The sequence below is a fragment of the Streptomyces sp. NBC_00464 genome (assembly GCF_036013915.1).
Taxonomy (GTDB): Bacteria; Actinomycetota; Actinomycetes; order Streptomycetales; family Streptomycetaceae; genus Streptomyces.
Genome location: NZ_CP107899.1, coordinates 7,632,477 through 7,650,685, shown reverse-complemented (window position 1 = coordinate 7,650,685; position 18,209 = coordinate 7,632,477). Strand labels below are relative to the sequence as shown.

Below are 18,209 nucleotides of genomic sequence, written 5' to 3'. Positions count from 1 at the left end.
GGTCCCGCCGGGCGGAGACCCGGGAACGGGACCGGCCGCACGGCCCGGCGGGCGGTCGGCCGCCACCTTCAGCGACCGGCCGCCTGTGGGTACGGCGGACTCGGAGAACTCAGCGGTCGAAGTAGTCGGGCTGCGTCTGGACATTGAGCTCGTCCGTCCGCACCCGCTTCGCCGGGTCGGTCCGCCGGTCGTCGATCTTCAGGACGTCGAAGCCCTTGGCGATGTCGTTGGAGTAGATGTAGCCGTTGTAGTAGTACGCCGACCACGGACCGGCCGTGGTGACCTCGTCGGTACTGACGGGGCCGCGCTCGAAGAAGCCGATCTCCTTCGGGTGGGAGGAGTCGGTGAAGTCCCACACCGAGACACCGCCCTGGTACCAGGCCTGGACCATCAGGTCGCGGCCCTTGACCGGGATGATCGAGCCGTTGTGGGCGACACAGACCTCGGTGTCGGCCTGCGGACGGTCGATCTTGAAGTAGCTGCGGAAGACGAGCTTGCGCTGGTCGCCCTTGCCGACGATGTCGTAGATGCCGTCGGCGCCGCGCTTCGGACCGACCTCCTCGTTGCAGGTCGCCGCGCCACCGCCGCCGAGCTCATCGGTGAACACCACCTTGTCCGCCCGCTGGTTGAACGTGGCGGAGTGCCAGAACGCGAAGTTCACGTTGTCCTGCACCCGGTCGATGATCTTCGGGTTCTCCGGGTCCTTGATGGAGAACAGCAGACCGTCCCCCATGCAGGCACCGGCGGCCAGGTCCTTGGACGGCAGCACGGTGATGTCGTGGCAGCCCGTCGTCTTGCTGACGCCCGGGTTGGTGGGACCGCCCGGGTTCCCGCCGTCCGGGAAGAGGACCGGGAAGTTCACGATGCGGGCCTCTTCGGGTGCCTTGCGCGGCACCTTGATGACGGAGATCCCGTCGTGCGGCGGCTGGCAGTCGGGGAACGTGTCATTCGGCGAGTACGAGGAGACGTACACGTAGACGTTGCTGCGCTCGGGAACCAGCGTGTGGGTGTGCGATCCGCACGAGGTCTCGACGGCGGCGACGTACTTCGGATTGCGCTTGTCGCTGATGTCGAAGACCTTCATGCCCTCCCAGGACGACTTCTCCGTGGCAGGCTGGGTGGTGCTGGTGCACGAGTTGTCACTGCGCGAGGAGTCCGTGGACAGGAACAGCAGGTTCCCGGAGACGGAGATGTCGTTCTGCGATCCGGGACACAGCACCTGGGCGATCGTGCGAGGTGACTTCGGATTGCTGATGTCGAAGATCCGGAAGCCGTCGTAGTTTCCGGCGAAGGCGTACTTCCCCTGGAAGGCCAGGTCCGTGTTCAGCCCCTGGAGCGCGTCCTTGGGGACATTGGCCAGGTGGGTGATGTTCCGGCTGTGGACGATCTCGTCCACTCCGGGTATCTCACCGCTCGTGATCGCGGCGGCCGCCTCCGCCTCCTGGCTCGCGGAGACATCGGTTCGGCTCGCGGTCGCGTCACCGGGGTCGGGTGTCGCGGCCGCGGGCCCGGCCATCAGCAGAGTGGCGAAGAGCCCGGCGGCGGCTGCCGCCACGCCCAGACGTCTGCGCCGCACCGGGGTGGTGTGCAACGAGGTCACTGCGTCCTCCCATGGATCCGTATGTAGTTGACCGGTTCACGGACTCCGGCAGTATCGTCCTTGCCATGGGCATCTCAACAGATGGCAACAGAGACGTAACGAAAGTTTTTGATCAAAGCTGTGCGTTGACGTGCTAGGACAGAGCGCAACCACTCCTGTATCAACGGAGGTCGCTTTGTTGATTCGTCGTCAGACCCTGCGGTTCCGCGGATTCGCCCTCGGTGCGGCCGTCGTGGCAGCCGTGCTCACCTCGGCCGGCTGCGACGCGGGCAGTGCTGACAGCGACTCGAAGTCCGGTGCACACCAGGCCGGTTCGGTCGTGGCACCCGGGAAACCGGGCGAACCCGCACGGACGCTCTCCCCCTCGGAGGCCGTCAAGGAGGCCGGGTTGGACACCCCCAACTCGGCGGACATCCGGTATGTGCAGATGATGATCCAGCACCACGCGCAGGCGCTGGAGTTGACGGAACTCGTTCCCACCCGCTCCCGCTCGGCCACGGTCAAGAGGCTCGCCGAACGCGTCACCGCCGCCCAGAAGCCCGAGATCGGCGCGATGGAGGGATGGCTCAGCCGTCACGGCCGGACCCGGCAGTCCGGCACGCACGACCACACCGCGATGCCCGGCATGGCGACGGCCGGCCAGCTGGAGAAGCTCAGGGCCGCGAAGGGGACGGCCTTCGACCAGTTGTTCCTCAAGCTGATGATCACGCACCACCAGGGGGCGGTCACCATGGCGACCGACGTCCTCTCGGAGGGGAACAACGTGCAGGTCGAGGAGATGGCCGGTGATGTGGTGGCCCAGCAGACCACCGAGATCAACCGGATGCGCGCGCTCTCCTCCTGAGAGCCGACGGCCCCCGAAGGCCCCTGCCGGACGCACGGCTGCCAAGAGCACGGGGCGCGCCTCTCCCCCGCCGGGCTCGCCGGTGCGATGCTGGAGACACCCTCAGGGAAGAGGTGCGCCGTGCTTCGTGTCGCCGTCGTCGGCTCCGGCCCCAGCGGGATCTACACCGCCCAGGCCCTGGTGGCCCAGACCCTGGTGCCCGATGTGAGGGTCCATGTCCTGGACCGGCTGCCCTGTCCGTACGGACTCGTGCGGTACGGCGTCGCACCGGACCACGAGAAGATCAAGTCGCTGCAGCAGAGCCTGCGGGCCGTCCTGGAGCACGAGCGCGTCACCTTCGTCGGCAATGTCGCCGTCGGCGGGGACGGAGTGCCACCCGGGCGGCTGGCCGAGCTCTACGACGCGGTCGTCTACTGCGTCGGAGCTGCCGCGGACCGCCCGCTGGGCATCCCCGGCGAGGAGCTGCCCGGCAGCCACTCGGCGACCGAGTTCGTCTCCTGGTACAGCGCCCACCCGGATGCGGCCGCCGGCCTCTTCGCGCTGCGCGCCCGTTCGGTCGTCGTGATCGGCGTCGGCAATGTGGCGGTCGACGTGGCGCGGATCCTCGCCCGGGGGGCCGATGAGCTGCGGCCCACCGATGTGCCGCAGCCCGCGCTCGGCGTGCTGGCGGACAGCCGGGTGCGCGAGGTGCACATGGCGGGCAGGCGGGGCCCCTCCCAGGCGCGGTTCACCACCAAGGAGCTCCGCGAGCTCGGCGCGCTGCCGGGGGCCCGGATGGTCGTGGACCCGGCGGAACTCGCCCTGGACCCGGCGTACGGCAGCCCGGCACCGGACTCCCCGCCACTGCCGGCGCCGGTGCGGCGGAACCTCGACGTGCTGCGCGGCTGGGCTCGCGAGGTGCCCCGGGCCGGCGACAACCGGCCCAGGACCATCGGGCTGCGGTTCTTCCTGCGCCCGGTCGAGCTGCTGGGGCGCGACGGCCGGGTGGCCGGTGTCCGGTTCGCCCGTACGGCCCCGGACGGCAACGGCGGGGTGCGGGACACCGGTACGTACGAGGAGATCGGCGCCGAGCTCGTCCTGCGGGCGGTCGGCTACCGGGGCCTGCCACTGCCCGGGCTTCCGTTCGACGCGGTGCACGGGACGGTGCCGCACCGGGCCGGCCGGGTTCTGCGGGACGGGGTGGCGTCGCCCGGGGAGTACGTCGCGGGGTGGATCAAGCGCGGTCCGACCGGAGTCATCGGGTCGAACCGTTCGTGTGCGAAGGAGACCGTCGCGTCGCTGATCGAGGACGCGCCTCTGCTCGTGGGACGCGCGTCGGCCCCGGATCCGTTGGCCGTGCTCCGGTCCTGGGGGCTGCGGCCGGTGGAATGGGACGGCTGGCTGTCGATCGAGCGGGCGGAGGCTGCCCTGGGGCGCTCGCTCGGCCGGGGGCCGGTGAAGATCCCGGACTGGCCGGGGCTGATGGGGGCGGCGCTCGGCAGCAGTCCGATGTGACGGAGGGGCGCGGGGGCCGGCCTGAAGCGTCCCTGGACGGTCAGCCCTCGCCGAGGCGGTCCGCCTGGAGGTTCGCCGCTTCGAGCACGCTGTCGAGCAGTCCGGGGAAGAGCGCCTCCAGGTCCTCGCGCCGGAGCCCGTTCATCTTGGCCGTTCCTCGGTAGACCTGCTGGACGATGCCGCTCTCGCGGAGCACCCGGAAGTGGTGGGTGCTGGTGGACTTGGTCACCGGCAGGTCGAACCGGGAGCAGGTGAGCTCGTCCTCGGCGGCGGCCAGCTCGCGGACCACAGACAACCGCACCGGGTCCGAAAGGGCGTGCAGGACCGACTCGAGACTGATCTCGTCCCGTGCGGGGTGGGCCAGCGCGCGGGCGGCTGCTGCCGGGGCGGTGGCGCTGGCAGGGGTCACGGTCACTCCGCATCGTCACGTCGTCCGGGGCTCACCATAATACGAGCCTCATCGTAGTTCGGGGAATGAGGACAGATTCTGACCCAAAGGACGATTAGCGTGGCGTAGCAGCCGGACACAGGCCCGGCCCCCTCAGGAGGCGCAGCCGGATGACGGACACCTTGGACACCCCGGAGAACGCACGTCCCTTCGCGGGGGCCGCCCAGCTCGAATCATGGCTGGAGCAGCACCACGCCGACCGGACCGGGCTCTGGCTGAAGATCGCCAAACGCAACTCCGGTGTGGAGTCGGTGAGCGCGGCCGAAGTCATCGACTCGGTGCTCTGCTTCGGCTGGATCGACGGGCAGCGCAAGTCCTTCGACGAGGTGTACTACCTCCAGCGGATCACGCCCCGCCGACGCCGGAGCGTGTGGTCGCAGATCAATGTGGAGAAGGTCGAGGCGCTCCTCGCAGCCGGACGGATGCGTGAGTCCGGCCTCGCGGAGGTCGAGGCGGCGCGCTCGGACGGGCGGTGGGCGGCGGCGTACCTCTCGCAGAGCAAGGCCACCGTCCCGGCCGATCTCGCTGCCGCTCTGGAGGCCGACGAGCCGGCGCGGCTCTTCTTCGAGGGGCTCGGCGGTTCGGACCGGTACCTGGTACTCCTGCGTCTCATGACGGCGACGACCCCCGAAGTCAGGGCGGCCCGCCTCCAGAAGGCGGTGGCCTCTCTGGCGGCGGGCCGCAAGGTCCGCTGATGCCCGGTCAGCCGCTGAGCAGCTCCGGGTCCTTGGCGAGCGCGGCGAGCCGGCCGGCCGGATCGTCGACCAGCCTGCGCGTCGTCAGGTCGAGGATGCCGGCCACGCCTGTGATCTCCGCGGCCACCGTGCCGTCCTCCTTGAGGATCTGCTGGGCGATGGTGAACGTCTTGCCCTGCCCGTAGTCGAACCGGCAGGACACCCGCACCCGTTCCCCGCCGCGCAGTTCCCTGCGGAACTTGACCGTGACCTCCAGTGCGACGGGCCCCACTCCGTCGGCCAGCAGCTTCTCCTGGGGCAGCCCGGCGGCCCGCAGCAGCTCCCAGCGCGCATGCTCGGCGTACTGGAGGTAGACGGCCTGGTTCAGATGTCCCTGCGTATCGAGCTCGTAGCCCCGTACGGTCACGTCCACAAAAAAGGTCATGGACGTCTGAACAGCCCGGTTCATTCCGGCATTCCCGCTCCGCCCCGCCCGGAGGGCGTGCCGGTTCGGTCCCTCTCCGCGGTGAGGTGCGGGAACCTCAGCTCGGTGCGGCTGGAGAAGACCTCGTCGGGCCGCAGAACGGTGGCGGGGTGGTCGGGCCGGTTGGGCGAGTCGGGGAGGTGCTGGGTCTCCAGGCAGACGGCGCTGTGGCGTTCGTGACACCCGCCGCCGGGGGCGGCCAGGGTGCCGTCCAGTTGGTTGGCGGTGTAGACCTGGATGCCCGGTTCGGTGGTCCACACCTCCATGATCCGCTCGGCGCCGGGGGCGGTGAGCCGGGCGGCCCGGCGCAGGCCGGCCGGTGTGCCGGGCTCGTGGAGGATCCAGCAGTGGTCGAAGCCTCCGGCTCGGCGCAGTTGCTCGTCCGGGAGCGCGATGCGGTCTCCGATGCGGTGCGGGGCGGTGAGGTCGAACGGGGTTGCGCGTACAGCCGTGGCCGGGCTCTCGGGAATGCCGTCCTCGTCGACGGGGAGGTAGCTGCCGGCGTCCACCTGGAGCGTGTGTCCGAGGATGTCGCCCTGTCCGGTGAGGTCGAAGTAGGCGTGGTTGGTGAGGTTGACGACGGTGGACCGGTCCGTCGTGGCGGTGTAGTCGAGGGCCAGGGTGCCCGCCCTGTCGAGGGTGTACGTCACGGCGACGTCGAGCGCGCCGGGGAAACCCATGTCGCCGTCGGGGCTGTGCAGGGTCAGCCGCAGCGTCGCGGCCGTGTCGGTGGCCTCGCCGTCGGCCTGCCAGACGCGGGTGTGGAAGCCGTCGGGGCCGCCGTGCAGGGCGTGGCCCCGGTCGGTGGCCGGGATCCGGTACGCCGTTCCGTCGAGGGTGAAGCGGCCGTGCGCGATGCGGTTGGCGAAGCGGCCGATGAGGGCGCCGAAGAACGGGTTCTTGCCCGTGTAGTCGTCCAGGGAGACCAGCGACCGCACGACCGACGCGGGCGTTCCGCCGGTGTCCGGCACGGTGAGACGGTGCAGGATGCCGCCGTAGGTGAGGATCTCGGCCCGGACTCCGGTTCCGGAGTCGAGGGTCCAGACGTCGACGTCCGTGGGCCCGTGGGCGCCGAACGGTGTGCGGTTCACGGTGGGGCGAGGCATCAGAGATCCTTGGGACGAGCGGACGGCCGGGCGAAGCGAGGGCTGCGGGCCCTGAACACGTCGCCGGACTCCCCTCAGGGGGAGGGAAGTCCGGCGTCGGGTCTACGCGGGCGGCCGGGGAACGGTGGATTCGCGGACGACGAGGCGGTAGCCGGGCCGTGGGCGCCGGGGTTCGGACACCTGGCTGCCGGAGAGACGCTCGACGAGGCTGTCGACGGCCAGCCGGGCGATGGCCTCCTTGTCGGGGGCCACCGTGGTGAGCGTGGTGGCGCCGTAGAGGCTCTCCTCGATGTTGTCGAACCCGACGACGGCGACGTCCTCGGGGATGCGCAGCCCTCGTTCGGAGAGGGTGCGCATGGCCCCGATGGCGATGAGGTCGTTGTACGCGAACACGGCGTCCGGCTGTTCCCCGCGGTCCAGGAGGGCGGCCATGGCGGTGGCCCCGTCCTCGCGGCCGTACCCGTCGGTGACGACGACGAGCGACTCGTCGGCCTCGATGCCCGCCGCGGCGAGCTCCTCCCGCCAGCCACGCAGTCGCAGATGGGCGGGCTGGCGTTCGCGACCGGTGCGCGAGCCGAGGAAGGCGATCCGGCGGTGGCCGTGGTCGATGAGGTGGCGCACGGCGTCGCGGGAGGCCGCCACGTTGTCGATGGCGATGTGGTCGTACGGGGCTTCGTACTCACGCTCCCCGAGCAGCACCAGGGGTGCGGTCTCGGTGCGTGCCATCAGGTCCTCGGTCTCCAGATGGATCGGGCTGAGGATGAGCCCGTCGATCACATGGGACCGGAATCCCTGACTCACCAGGAGCTCCTTCTCCCTGAGCCCGCCGGTGTGGTCGACCAGCACGGTGTAGTCGTGCCGGGCGGCCGCGTCGACGACCGCCCCGGCCAGCTCCGCGAAGTACGGGTTGCCGAACTCGGGGACGGCGAGGGCGATGATGCCGGTGCGGCCCTTGCGCAGATGGCGTGCGGTGAGGTTCGGCCGGTAGCCGAGCTCGTCGATGGCCTGCTGCACCTTGGCCCGCATCTTCGGTGTGACGTGCTGATAGTTGTTCACCACGTTCGACACGGTCTTGATGGACACGCCCGCCCGTAGTGCAACGTCCTTGAGGCTGACGCCCACGGCACTCCCTGGATCGACTTGTCGCGCGTTGACGCGCGGTGGCCCGGCTGTGCCGGTTCGGCTGGGACGGTGCCGGGGCCGCGGGCCCCGGCACCGGTTCAGGTGGTTCTGCGGCTGCGCGCCAGATAGCGCTGGGCCACCACGACAACGATAAGGAACCCTCCGCTGACGACCGACTGGTAGGAGGAGTTCAGCGAGCCGATCTGATTGATCAGATTCTGGATGACGGCCAGCAGCAGCACACCCCAGAGGGTTCCGCTGATCGACCCGGCGCCGCCGATCAGGAGGGTGCCGCCGATGACGACGGCGGAGATCGCGTCGAGTTCCATGCCCACGCCGACGATGGTGACGCCGGAGGAGAGCCTGGCGGCGTTGAGCGCGCCGGCGAGTCCGGCCAGAAGCCCGCTGAGCGTGTAGACCAGGATCTTGGTACGGGCGACGGGCAAACCCATCAGCGTGGCCGCGTCACTGCTGCCGCCGACCGCGAAGAGCGTCTGCCCGAACGAGGTGCGCTGGAGGAGCAGTCCGCCGATGCCGAACAGCGCCAGGGCGATCAGGATCGGGTAGCCGAAGCCCCAGATACTGCCCTGTCCGAGCTCGGCGAAGGCGGAGCCCTTGGGTACCAGATAGGTGGTGGCGCCCTCGTCCGTGAACGCGAGAAGCAGGCCGCGCGCCCCCAGCAGGGTGGCGAGCGTGACGATGAAGGGGGCCATCCCGGCGCGGGCCACGAGGAAGCCGTTGAGCAGCCCGATCGCGCCGCACACCAGGAGCGGGACGAACAGGGCGGCCAGGAAGCCCCATTGGGAGGCCCAGGCGGCGAGCACACCGCCCAGCGCGAAGACGGATCCGACGGACAGGTCGATGCCGCCGGTGATGATGACCATGGTCATGCCGAGTGCCACGACGGCCAGGAACGAGGCCTGGATGGTCACGCCGCGGGCGTTGTCCAGCGTGGCGAACGTCGGGTAGATGAAGGACGCGACGATCACGACCGTGAGCAGGACCGCGAGCACGCCCTGGCGCTGGAGGAGTTCGGCGATGCGCTGCCCGGCCGCGGGGCGGGGTGTGCGTGTGGCGCCGTCGGCGGCTGTCGGGGTCTTGCGCGGTACCGGGGCCTGGGCCACGGGTGCGGGTGAGGTTTCGTTCATCGGGACCGACGCTCCCGGGCGACGTAGACGGCGGCGATGATGATGGCCGCCTGGGCGATCTGTGCGGTGGAGTCGGGCAGGTCGTGCTTGACGAGGGTGGCGCGCAGCAGCTGCATCAGCAGGGCTCCGGCGACGGTGCCGAGGACCCGGATGGAGCCGCCGTTGAGCGGGGTGCCGCCGACCACGACCGCCGTGATGGCGGAGAGTTCCATGAGGGTGCCGAGTGAGGAGGGGTCGCTGGCGGTGAGCCTGGCCGTGGCGAGGATGCCGGCCAGGGCGGCCAGAACGCCGCAGAGCACGTACACACCGATGAGCACCCGCCGTACGGGAAGTCCGGCGAGGGCGGCCGCGGAGCGGTTGCCGCCGATGGCGACGACCTGGCGGCCGAAGGTGGTGCGCTGGACCAGGAAGGCGACGGCGACCGCGAGGACTGCGGCAATGAGCACGACCAGCGGAATACCGAGGAAGGAACCGGTGCCGAGCGAGAGCAGGTCGGGGTTGACGATCTGCTTGAGCTGACCGTCCGCCATGACCAGCGCCAGGCCCCGGCCGCCGACGAACAGGGCGAGGGTGGCGACGATCGGCTGCAGCCCGACGAGGGAGACCAGCGAGCCGTTGATCGCGCCGACGACGGCGCCGGCCAGCAGCGCCATGACGAGGGCGGGCACCAGCCCGTACCCGAGGTAGAGCGGCAGCAGCGCGGTGGCCAGTGCCATGGTCGAGCCGACGGAGAGGTCGACGCCTTCCGTGCCGATCACGAGCGCCATGCCGAGGGCGACGATGACGATCGGGGCGACCTGCACGAGCTGGGTGCGGAGGTTGTCCGCGGTCATGAAGTGCTCGGTGAACAGGGCGTTGAAGAGGAGGACGACCGCGACGGCGAGGTAGACGCCGTACTCCTGGTACCAGGCGGGGTCGCGCAGCCGGGCCGGCGGCCGGGCTGCGGGGGTGGAGAGTGCGGCCTGGGTCATCGGGGGTCCTCCTTGGCGGCCGGGGCCTTCCCTGCGGGCGCCGGTGAGTGGTCGGCGAGCACTTCGAGCAGATGGCTCTCCGCCACCTCGTCACCCGACAGTTCGCCCGCGACCGCGCCGCCGCGCAGGACGACGATGCGGTCGGCGCCCTCGATCAGTTCCTCGATGTCGGAGGAGATGAGCAGGACGGCGAGGCCCTCGCGGGCGAGGTCGTCGATGAGGCTCTGGACCTCGGCCTTGGCGCCGACGTCGATGCCGCGGGTGGGTTCGTCGAGCAGCAGGACCTTGGGCTCCAGGCAGAGCCAGCGGGCCAGCAGGACCTTCTGCTGGTTGCCGCCGGAGAGCTCGCCGACCTTCTGCTCGGGGCTCGCGGCCTTGATCCGCAGCCGCTTCATGAAGATGTCGACGACGCGGTCCTGCTTGGCGCGGGAGACGATGCCGGCGCGGGAGAGGCGGGGCATCGCGGCCAGCACGATGTTCTCGCGGACCGAGAGGCCGGGCACGATGCCTTCGGCCTTGCGGTCCTCGGGCAGCAGGCTGATGCCTGCCCGGATGGCGCCTGCGGAGGTGAGGCGGCGCAGGGTGCGGCCGCCGATGCCGAGTTCGCCGGAGTCCAGGCTCAGTGCGCCGGCCAGGGCCTTGGCTGTCTCGCTGCGGCCGGAGCCGAGGAGCCCGCCGAGGCCGAGCACCTCACCCGCGTACAACGACAGGGATATGTCGTGCAGTTGGTGGTCGCGGGAGAGGCCGGTCGCGGTGAGCACCGGGGTGCGGGAGGCGTCGTGGCCCTCGGAACCGAAGTTGGTGAGGCCGGAGCGGCGGACCTCGGCCATGTCGCGGCCGAGCATCATCGAGACGAGCTGCATGCGGTCGAGGTCGGCGAGGTCCCCGGTGTGGATGTGCCGGCCGTCGCGGAGCACGGTGACGCGGTCGCAGATCCGGTAGAGCTCGTCCATGCGGTGGCTGACGTAGAGCACGGCGATGCCGCGTGCGCGCAGGTCCTCGATGACCCGGAAGAGGGTCTCGACCTCGCGCGGCTCCAGCGAGGAGGTGGGCTCGTCCATGATGACGACCTGGGCGTTGACCGAGACGGCGCGGGCCAGCGCGACCATCTGCTGGGTGCCGATGCCGAGGGTGTGCAGGGGCCTCTTCGGATCGACGCGTACGCCGAAGCCGTCGAGGAGTTCGGTCGTCTCGCGATGCATCCGGGCGAAGTCGATCAGGCCCAGCCGGTTCTTGGGCTCCCGGCCGAGGAAGATGTTGCGCGCCACGCTCATCAGCGGGACGAGGTTCACCTCCTGGTAGATCGTGGAGATGCCTGCCTGCTGCGCCTCGAACGGGCGGGCGAAGGTGATCTGTTCGCCGGCCAGCCGCAGTTCGCCCTCGTCGGGCCGGTAGACGCCGGTCAGCACCTTGATCAGGGTGGACTTTCCGGCTCCGTTCTCCCCGACGAGTGCGTGGGTCTCCCCGGCACGCAGGGAGAAGGAGACATCGTCGAGGGCGACGACGCCGGGGAATCGCTTGCTCACCGAGCGGGCTTCGAGGACTGCCGCGGCCGGTGCGGGGGCCTGCGGTGCGCCGGTGACCGGTGCAGCGGCATCCTTTCCGACGACGCCCGGCGCGGATGCCTCCTTCGGGCCGGCGGCCGGCTGCGGCGGCTGCGGTACTGCTTCGGGTGGTGCCATGGCTGTTCTTGGCCTTCCGCTCTTCCAAGGGTGGGGGCCCGGGGCCGCCGTGACGGGTGGCGACGTCACGGCGGCGGGTGGTCCGGCAGGTCCGGTTCGGGCCGGGGGCCGCGTACGGATCAGTACACGACCGGCGCCGGCCGGCGGTCCGGGCAGGTGGGGCGGGTTCCGGTCAGAACGCGCCGCCGAGCGAGGCCTTGGCGTTGGACTCGTCGTAGGCGCGGTCGGTGATGATGACGTTCTCCGGGATCTCCTCGCCGCCGTAGAACTTCTGGGCGGTCGCGAAGGCCAGCGGCCCGAAGCGCGGGTTCGACTCGATGACGGCGTTGTACTCGCCGTTGACCAGGGCCTGGACGGCGTTACGGGTGCCGTCGACGGAGACGATCTTGACGTCCTTGCCGGGCTTCTTGCCGGCGGCCTTCAGCGCGGTGACGGCGCCGAGGCCCATCTCGTCGTTCTCGGCGTAGACGGCGGTGATGTCGGGCTTGGACTGAATCAGCTGTTCCATGACCTGCTGGCCCTTGTCGCGGGCGAACTCACCGGTCTGCTGGGCGACGATCTCCAGTCCGGGGGCCTTGGCCTTGAGCTGGTCGACGAAGCCCTTGGTGCGGTCGGTGGTGACGTTGTTGCCCGAGGCGCCGAGCAGGATGGCGACCTTGCCCTTGCCACCGGTCGTCTTGATCATCGCGTCCGCGGCGCGCTTGCCCTGCTCCACGAAGTCGGAGCCGAGGAAGGCCACATAGTCCTTGCAGGCGGTCGAGTTGACCTTGCGGTCAATGGTGAGGACCGGGACCTTCTTGGCCGCGGCGGCCTTCAGCGCCGGCTCCAGACCGTCGGAGTTCAGCGGAGCGACGATGAGGAACTGGGCGCCCTGGGAGAGCATGTCCTGGATGTCGCTGATCTGCTTGGACAGCTGCGACTGGGCGTTGGTGGTGAGCAGCTTCTTGACGCCGACCTTCTTGGCCTCGTCCTTGATGGACTGGGTCTCGGCGATCCGGAACGGGTTGGCCTCCTTCTCCGACTGGGAGAAGCCGACCACGGCGTTCTTCAGGTCCAGCTTCGGCGCGCCGTAGGTCTGCAGCGAGCAGCCCGAACCGGAAGAGGACTCCGGGGACTTGGCCGCCTGCGCGCCCTGGCTGCTGTCGGTGGTCGCGGTGTCCGAGGTCTCCGACTTGGAGCAGCCGGAGGCGGCCAGCGTGGCGGTGGCGGCGAGGAGGCAGGCCACGGCGAGGGTACGGGTTCGGCGCTGGATCATCATGCGCGGGAGCTCCTTGGCGGGGATGACGGCACGCCGATGGGCGTGCGGTCGGGCATGGCTGGACGATGCATCGGCTGCCGCTCGGCGGCTGATGTCACTGCATTCCTCACGACCCCGCCACCTGGACGAACTGCGGTCGTGAAGGTCTGCGCGGCCTCTCGGCGGCTCGGTTTACAACGTTATATAGGCGCCGCGGCGCAGGCGGCAAGAGCGTTGTCGATGCGTTTCCAAAATGTGTCGGAGTTGCCCGGCACCGGCGGACGGATCCCGCGGCCCCGGATACCGCCGCACCCCTGGACAGTGGCCCGACGCCGTGCTGTCATACCGCCGGACCCATTTTTCCAACGTTGCAAGAACTTGCCGCGCAACCCTTCCGGTCGCCCCACAGCGTCCGTGGCGAGACCTGCACTGTCATGTGCCGTCCCCCCGGCCGGAGCCCCGCCCGGCCGGCCGAGAGCAGGAGCCCTTCCATGCCCCTGAACCGCAGACAACTCATGGCCGGCGCGCTGGCCACCGTCGCCGCGACCACGGCCGCATCGGGCCGCTGGGCCACCACGGCGACCGCGGCCGAGCACCGCGCGAAGCCCGCCCACGGCGGCCACTACTCCCCCAACGCCGCGCCCCTGCACCCGACGGCGTTCCTGAAGCTGCCGCCCGGACAGGTCACCGCGCGCGGCTGGCTGGCCGGACAACTGAAGCTCCAGCTGGACGGGTTGTGCGGCCGTTACGAGGAGTTCTCGCACTTCCTGGACTTCACGGCCACCGGCTGGGTCCGCCCCGAGCTGGGCGGCTGGGAGGAGGTCCCGTACTGGCTGCGCGGATACACCGACCTCGCGATCGTCACGGGCGACGCGAAGGCACTCGCCGCGGTGCGCCGCTGGTTCGACGCGATTCTCACCACCCAGCAGTCCGACGGCTTCTTCGGCCCCAAGGCGCTGCGTACGTCCCTGAACGGCGGCCCGGACTTCTGGCCCTTCCTGCCGCTGATCCAGGCCCTGCGCTCCTGGCAGGAGCACTCCGGTGACACCCGGGTCATCCCCTTCCTCAGCCGGTTCTTCCGCTACATGAACGCCCAGGGGCCCGGCGCCTTCAACACCAGCTGGATCGCATTGCGCTGGGGCGACGGCCTGGACAGCGTCTTCTGGCTCTTCAACCGCACCGGCGACACCTTCCTCCTGGACCTCGCCGACAAGATCCACGCGAACGGCGCCGACTGGGGCGACAACCTGGTCAACCTGCACAACGTGAACATCGCGCAGGGCTTCCGCGAGCCCGCCCAGTACGCGCTGCGCAGCGGTTCGGCCGACGACACCCGGAACACGTACGGAACGTACGGCAAGGCGATGGACCAGTACGGTCAGTTCCCCGGCGGCGGATTCGCCGGGGACGAGAACGCGCGCCCCGGGCACGGCGACCCCCGGCAGGGCTTCGAGACCTGCGGAATCGTCGAGTTCATGGCCAGCCACCAGCTGCTCACCCGGATCACCGGCGACCCGCTGTGGGCCGACCGCTGCGAGGAGCTGGCGTTCAACTCGCTGCCCGCCTCGCTCGACCCGTCCGGCAAGGCGGTCCACTACATCACCAGCGCCAACAGCGTCGACCTGGACAACGCCCCCAAGAAGGACCGGCAGTTCCAGAACGGCTTCGCCATGCAGGCGTTCCTGCCCGGCGTCGACCAGTACCGCTGCTGCCCGCACAACTACGGCATGGGCTGGCCCTACTTCGTCGAGGAGCTGTGGCTCGCCACACCGGACGGAGGTCTCGCCGCCGCGATGTACGCGAGCTGCGAGGTCACCGCGAAGGTCGCGGACGGCACCGAGGTCACCTTCACGGAGGAGACCGATTACCCCTTCACGGACACGGTCACGCTGACCCTGAAGGCACCGAAGCGCCTGTCGTTCCCGTTGGTGCTGCGCGTTCCCGCCTGGTGCGACAGCCCGGAGATCAAGGTCAACGGACGTCCGGTCGACGCCCCCGCAGGTCCGGCCTTCACCCGTGTCGACCGCACCTGGGCGGACGGCGACAAGGTGACCCTCTGCTTCCCGCAGAAGACCACGGTCCGCACCTGGGAGCAGAACCACGGAGCCGTGAGCGTGGACCGCGGCCCGCTCACGTACTCCTTGCGCATCGGTGAGACGTACGAGCGCATCGGCGGTACCGAGCAGTTCCCGGAGTACGCGGTGCACGCCACGAGTCCGTGGAACTACGGCCTCGTACTCGACGACCGGAAGCCGGCCGCCTCTCTGCGCCACCACACGGTGCGCCATGCCAAGGACGCCAACCCGTTCACGCTCGACGGCACCCCGCTGACCATGACGGCGAAGGCCCGGCGGATCCCGGAATGGACGGCGGACGGCGAGCACGTCGTCGCCCCGCTCCAGGACGGCCCGGCCGGCAGCACGGAGCCGGTGGAGGAGATCACGCTCGTTCCGATGGGGGCGGCGCGGCTGCGCATCACCTCGTTCCCCACGGCCGGTCCGGGCGCGGCACCCTGGCTCTCCGACCGCTGGTACCGGATCCGCAACCACCACTCCGGCAAGATCCTCGGCGTCGACAACATGTCCACGGCCAACAGCGCGCACGTCGTCCAGTTCGGTGACACCGGCACCGACGACCACGACTGGCAGCTCGTCCCGGAGGGCGACGGCTGGTACCGGATCCGCAACCGTCACTCGGGCAAGGTCCTCGGCGTCGACAACATGTCCACCGCCGACAGCGCCCACGTCGTCCAGTTCGACGACAACGGCACCGACGACCACCTCTGGCAGCTGGTCCCCGACGGCGACGGCTGGTACCGCGTCCGCAACCGCCACTCCGGCAAGGTCCTCGGCGTCGACAACATGTCCACCCAGGACAGCGCCCACGTCGTCCAGTTCGACGACAACGGCACCGACGACCACCTCTGGCAGCTCGTCTGACCCCCGACCGTTCGTCCGCACATCCCGCACCGCTCCCCGCGCCACCCGGCGCGGGGAGTTTCCCCGTACCGGGGCAGCCCCCGGCGAAGGAGACGAACCAATGAGCCGTTTACGTGTGCCCGGCCGCAGGCCGTGGTGGAGACGGGCGATCGCCACGACCGGACTGCTGGCGCTGGTGTCCTCGACGCTGGTGGGAGTCGGCTCCGCGCCCGCCGGTGCCGCCTCCTGGGCACCCAAACCGTCCCCGATGACGACGCCGTGGACCGACCGGGTCCCCGTCGACAATCCGCTGCCGGAGTACCCGCGCCCGCAGCTGACCCGGCCCGACTGGGCCAACCTCAACGGCATCTGGGACTTCGCGGTGACCGGCCGGGACGCCGGGCAGCCGTCCTCGTTCCCTGATCGGATCCGCGTGCCGTTCGTCGCGGAGTCCGCGCTCTCCGGCATCCAGCGGAAGATCACCGAGAACGACAAGCTCTGGTACAAGCGCACCTTCACCGTGCCCTCCGACTGGAACGGCCGCCGGGTCGTACTCAACTTCGGCGCGTCCGACTGGCAGACCACGGTCTGGGTCAACGGCACCCAGGTCGGTGCGCACAAGGGCGGCTACGACTCGTTCGCGTACGACATCACCCCGCAGCTCAACGGGGGTACGAACACGGTCGTGGTCTCCGTGTACGACCCGACGCAGACGGGCGGCCAGGCCGTCGGCAAACAGCGCATCAATGACGTGCAGCCGCACACCGGCGGCGGCATCTTCTACACCGCGGCCTCCGGCATCTGGCAGACGGTGTGGCTGGAGCCGGTCGCGGCCGCCCACATCACCCGCCTCGACATGACACCGAACCTGGGCGACAGCACGCTGCGGGTGAAGGTGCAGGGCGCGTCCGCGTCCGGCCGCAGCACCCGGGTCACCGTCTCCAGCGGCGGGAACGTGGTCGGCACGGCCACCGGGACCGTCGGCTCCGAGATCTCCGTTCCGGTGCCGAACCCGCATCTATGGACTCCGGAGGACCCGTTCCTGTACGACGTGAAGGCGGAGCTGCTGGACGGCTCGGCCGTCACGGACTCGGCCGCCGGCTACACGGGCATGCGGTCGATCGCCGTGGCGAAGGTCGACGGCGTACTGCGACCCGTCCTCAACGGGAAGTTCGTCTTCCAGACCGGCACCCTGGACCAGGGCTACTGGCCGGACGGCATCTACACCGCGCCGACCGACGACGCCCTGAAGTCGGACCTCCAGGCCCACAAGGACCTCGGCTTCAACATGGTCCGCAAGCACATCAAGGTCGAGCCGCAGCGCTGGTTCTACTGGGCGGACAAGCTCGGACTGCTGGTCTGGCAGGACATGCCCGCCATGGACACCGGCAAGAGTCCCGACGCGGCGGCCCGCACCCAGTGGGAGGCCGAGTTCCACGCCGTCATCGACCAGCACCGCAGCTCGCCCTCGCTGGTGATGTGGGTCGACCAGAACGAGGGCTGGGGGCAGTACGACCAGGGCAGGATCGCCAATGAGGTGAAGGCGTACGACCCGTCCCGGCTGGTGAACAACATGAGCGGGGTCAACTGCTGCGGCTCGGTGGACGGCGGCAACGGGGACGTGGTCGACCACCACGTCTACGTCGGCCCCGGCAACACCGCGCCGACGGCGACCCGGGCGGCCGTCCTCGGCGAGTTCGGCGGCCTCGGCTACAAGGTCCCCGGGCACGAGTGGTTCCCCGGCGGCGGCTTCAGCTACGAGGACCAGGCGAGCGTCGCGGCACTCAACGACCGCTTCGTCGGGCTGCTCGACAGCATCCGTGTCGGCCAGCTGCCCGCAGGCCTGTCCGCCTCGGTGTATACGGAGATCACCGACGTCGAGAACGAGGCGAACGGGCTGCTCACCTACGACCGCCAGGTCGTCAAGGTGGACACCGCACGCGTGAAGGCCGCCAACCAGGCGCTCGTCAACGCCTCACGCAACCCCGCCCCGCCGGTGACCCTGCCCACCGGACAGTACAAGTCCCTGCGCGTCACCACCCCTGGCTACACCGACAAGTACCTGCGCCATCAGGACGCGCTCGCTTTCACCGAGGTCGTCAGCGGAGCGAGCAGCACGCTGCTGAAGAACGACGCCACCTGGAAGATCGTCACCGGGCTCGCCAACAGCAACTGCTACTCGCTGGAGTCCCGCAACTATCCCGGCGAGTTCCTCCGGCACCGCGACTTCCGGGTGCGACGGGACGCCGATGACGGCTCGGCGCTCTTCAAGGCCGACGCCACCTGGTGCGCCATCGCCGGTACGGGAGGGGTACGGCTGTCCAGCGCCAATCTGCCGGGCAGCTATCTGCGCCACATCGACTCGGAGGTGTGGCTGGCCACGCCGGGCGGTGGGCACGCCTGGGACAACCCGGCCACGTTCGCCGAGGACACCACCTGGGCGGTGGAGGCGCCCTGGGCACCGTGACCTGACCGTCTGCT

At 70.0% G+C, this 18,209-nt stretch carries 14 protein-coding genes; 5 read left to right on the top strand and 9 right to left on the bottom strand.

All coding sequences use genetic code 11. The features are described from left to right. Positions 1-109: 109 nt before the first annotated feature. Complete coding sequence (locus OG912_RS34305; protein WP_327712704.1) at positions 110-1,600, bottom strand: LVIVD repeat-containing protein; 1,491 nt, start codon at positions 1,598-1,600, stop codon at positions 110-112. A 175-nt stretch (positions 1,601-1,775) separates the two neighbouring features. Here OG912_RS34305 and OG912_RS34300 point away from each other — a divergent pair, with 175 nt between their 5' ends. Further along, positions 1,776-2,444, top strand: coding sequence for a DUF305 domain-containing protein (locus tag OG912_RS34300; protein ID WP_327712703.1), 669 nt, complete (start codon positions 1,776-1,778; stop codon positions 2,442-2,444). A 120-nt stretch (positions 2,445-2,564) separates the two neighbouring features. Then, positions 2,565-3,938 carry an FAD-dependent oxidoreductase gene (locus tag OG912_RS34295; RefSeq protein ID WP_327712702.1) on the top strand — a complete coding sequence of 458 codons (1,374 nt, stop codon included), beginning with the start codon at positions 2,565-2,567 and terminating at the stop codon, positions 3,936-3,938. Positions 3,939-3,978: 40 nt separating this feature from the next. Here OG912_RS34295 and OG912_RS34290 read toward each other — a convergent pair whose 3' ends face one another. After that, positions 3,979-4,347: an ArsR/SmtB family transcription factor gene (locus tag OG912_RS34290; RefSeq protein WP_327712701.1), complete on the bottom strand. Its 369-nt coding sequence runs from the start codon at positions 4,345-4,347 to the stop codon at positions 3,979-3,981. Positions 4,348-4,496: 149 nt separating this feature from the next. Between OG912_RS34290 and OG912_RS34285 the strand changes: the two genes are divergently transcribed. Next, positions 4,497-5,081 carry a YdeI/OmpD-associated family protein gene (locus OG912_RS34285; RefSeq protein ID WP_327712700.1) on the top strand — a complete coding sequence of 195 codons (585 nt, stop codon included), beginning with the start codon at positions 4,497-4,499 and terminating at the stop codon, positions 5,079-5,081. A 7-nt stretch (positions 5,082-5,088) separates the two neighbouring features. Here OG912_RS34285 and OG912_RS34280 read toward each other — a convergent pair whose 3' ends face one another. From OG912_RS34280 to OG912_RS34250, 7 genes are all read right to left on the bottom strand, one after another. Continuing rightward, positions 5,089-5,505 (bottom strand): acyl-CoA thioesterase, encoded by a 417-nt coding sequence (locus tag OG912_RS34280; RefSeq protein WP_326734572.1) that lies wholly within the window; start codon positions 5,503-5,505, stop codon positions 5,089-5,091. A gap of 20 nt (positions 5,506-5,525) precedes the next feature. Further along, the gene (locus tag OG912_RS34275) at positions 5,526-6,650 is read right to left on the bottom strand and encodes an aldose epimerase family protein (protein ID WP_327712699.1); all 1,125 of its coding nucleotides are present in this window, start codon (positions 6,648-6,650) and stop codon (positions 5,526-5,528) included. A gap of 102 nt (positions 6,651-6,752) precedes the next feature. Next, positions 6,753-7,772: a LacI family DNA-binding transcriptional regulator gene (locus OG912_RS34270; RefSeq protein WP_326734574.1), complete on the bottom strand. Its 1,020-nt coding sequence runs from the start codon at positions 7,770-7,772 to the stop codon at positions 6,753-6,755. A 98-nt stretch (positions 7,773-7,870) separates the two neighbouring features. Further along, positions 7,871-8,920 carry an ABC transporter permease gene (locus OG912_RS34265; RefSeq protein WP_327712698.1) on the bottom strand — a complete coding sequence of 350 codons (1,050 nt, stop codon included), beginning with the start codon at positions 8,918-8,920 and terminating at the stop codon, positions 7,871-7,873. Next, on the bottom strand, positions 8,917-9,891 hold the full coding sequence (locus OG912_RS34260; protein ID WP_327712697.1) for an ABC transporter permease: 975 nt from the start codon (positions 9,889-9,891) through the stop codon (positions 8,917-8,919). Before OG912_RS34260 ends, OG912_RS34265 begins: the two co-directional genes overlap by 4 nt. After that, positions 9,888-11,573, bottom strand: a complete 1,686-nt coding sequence (locus OG912_RS34255; protein ID WP_327712696.1) for a sugar ABC transporter ATP-binding protein — start codon at positions 11,571-11,573, stop codon at positions 9,888-9,890. The genes OG912_RS34260 and OG912_RS34255 overlap by 4 nt, the downstream gene beginning before the upstream one ends. 172 nt (positions 11,574-11,745) lie before the next feature. Further along, entirely contained in the window at positions 11,746-12,831 is a 1,086-nt protein-coding gene (locus OG912_RS34250) for an ABC transporter substrate-binding protein (protein WP_326734578.1), read from the bottom strand. Positions 12,832-13,301: 470 nt separating this feature from the next. Here OG912_RS34250 and OG912_RS34245 point away from each other — a divergent pair, with 470 nt between their 5' ends. Both OG912_RS34245 and OG912_RS34240 read left to right on the top strand, forming a co-directional pair. After that, complete coding sequence (locus tag OG912_RS34245) at positions 13,302-15,749, top strand: RICIN domain-containing protein (protein ID WP_327712695.1); 2,448 nt, start codon at positions 13,302-13,304, stop codon at positions 15,747-15,749. A gap of 100 nt (positions 15,750-15,849) precedes the next feature. Then, positions 15,850-18,195: an AbfB domain-containing protein gene (locus OG912_RS34240; RefSeq protein ID WP_443061049.1), complete on the top strand. Its 2,346-nt coding sequence runs from the start codon at positions 15,850-15,852 to the stop codon at positions 18,193-18,195. The last annotated feature ends 14 nt before the right edge of the window (positions 18,196-18,209 follow it).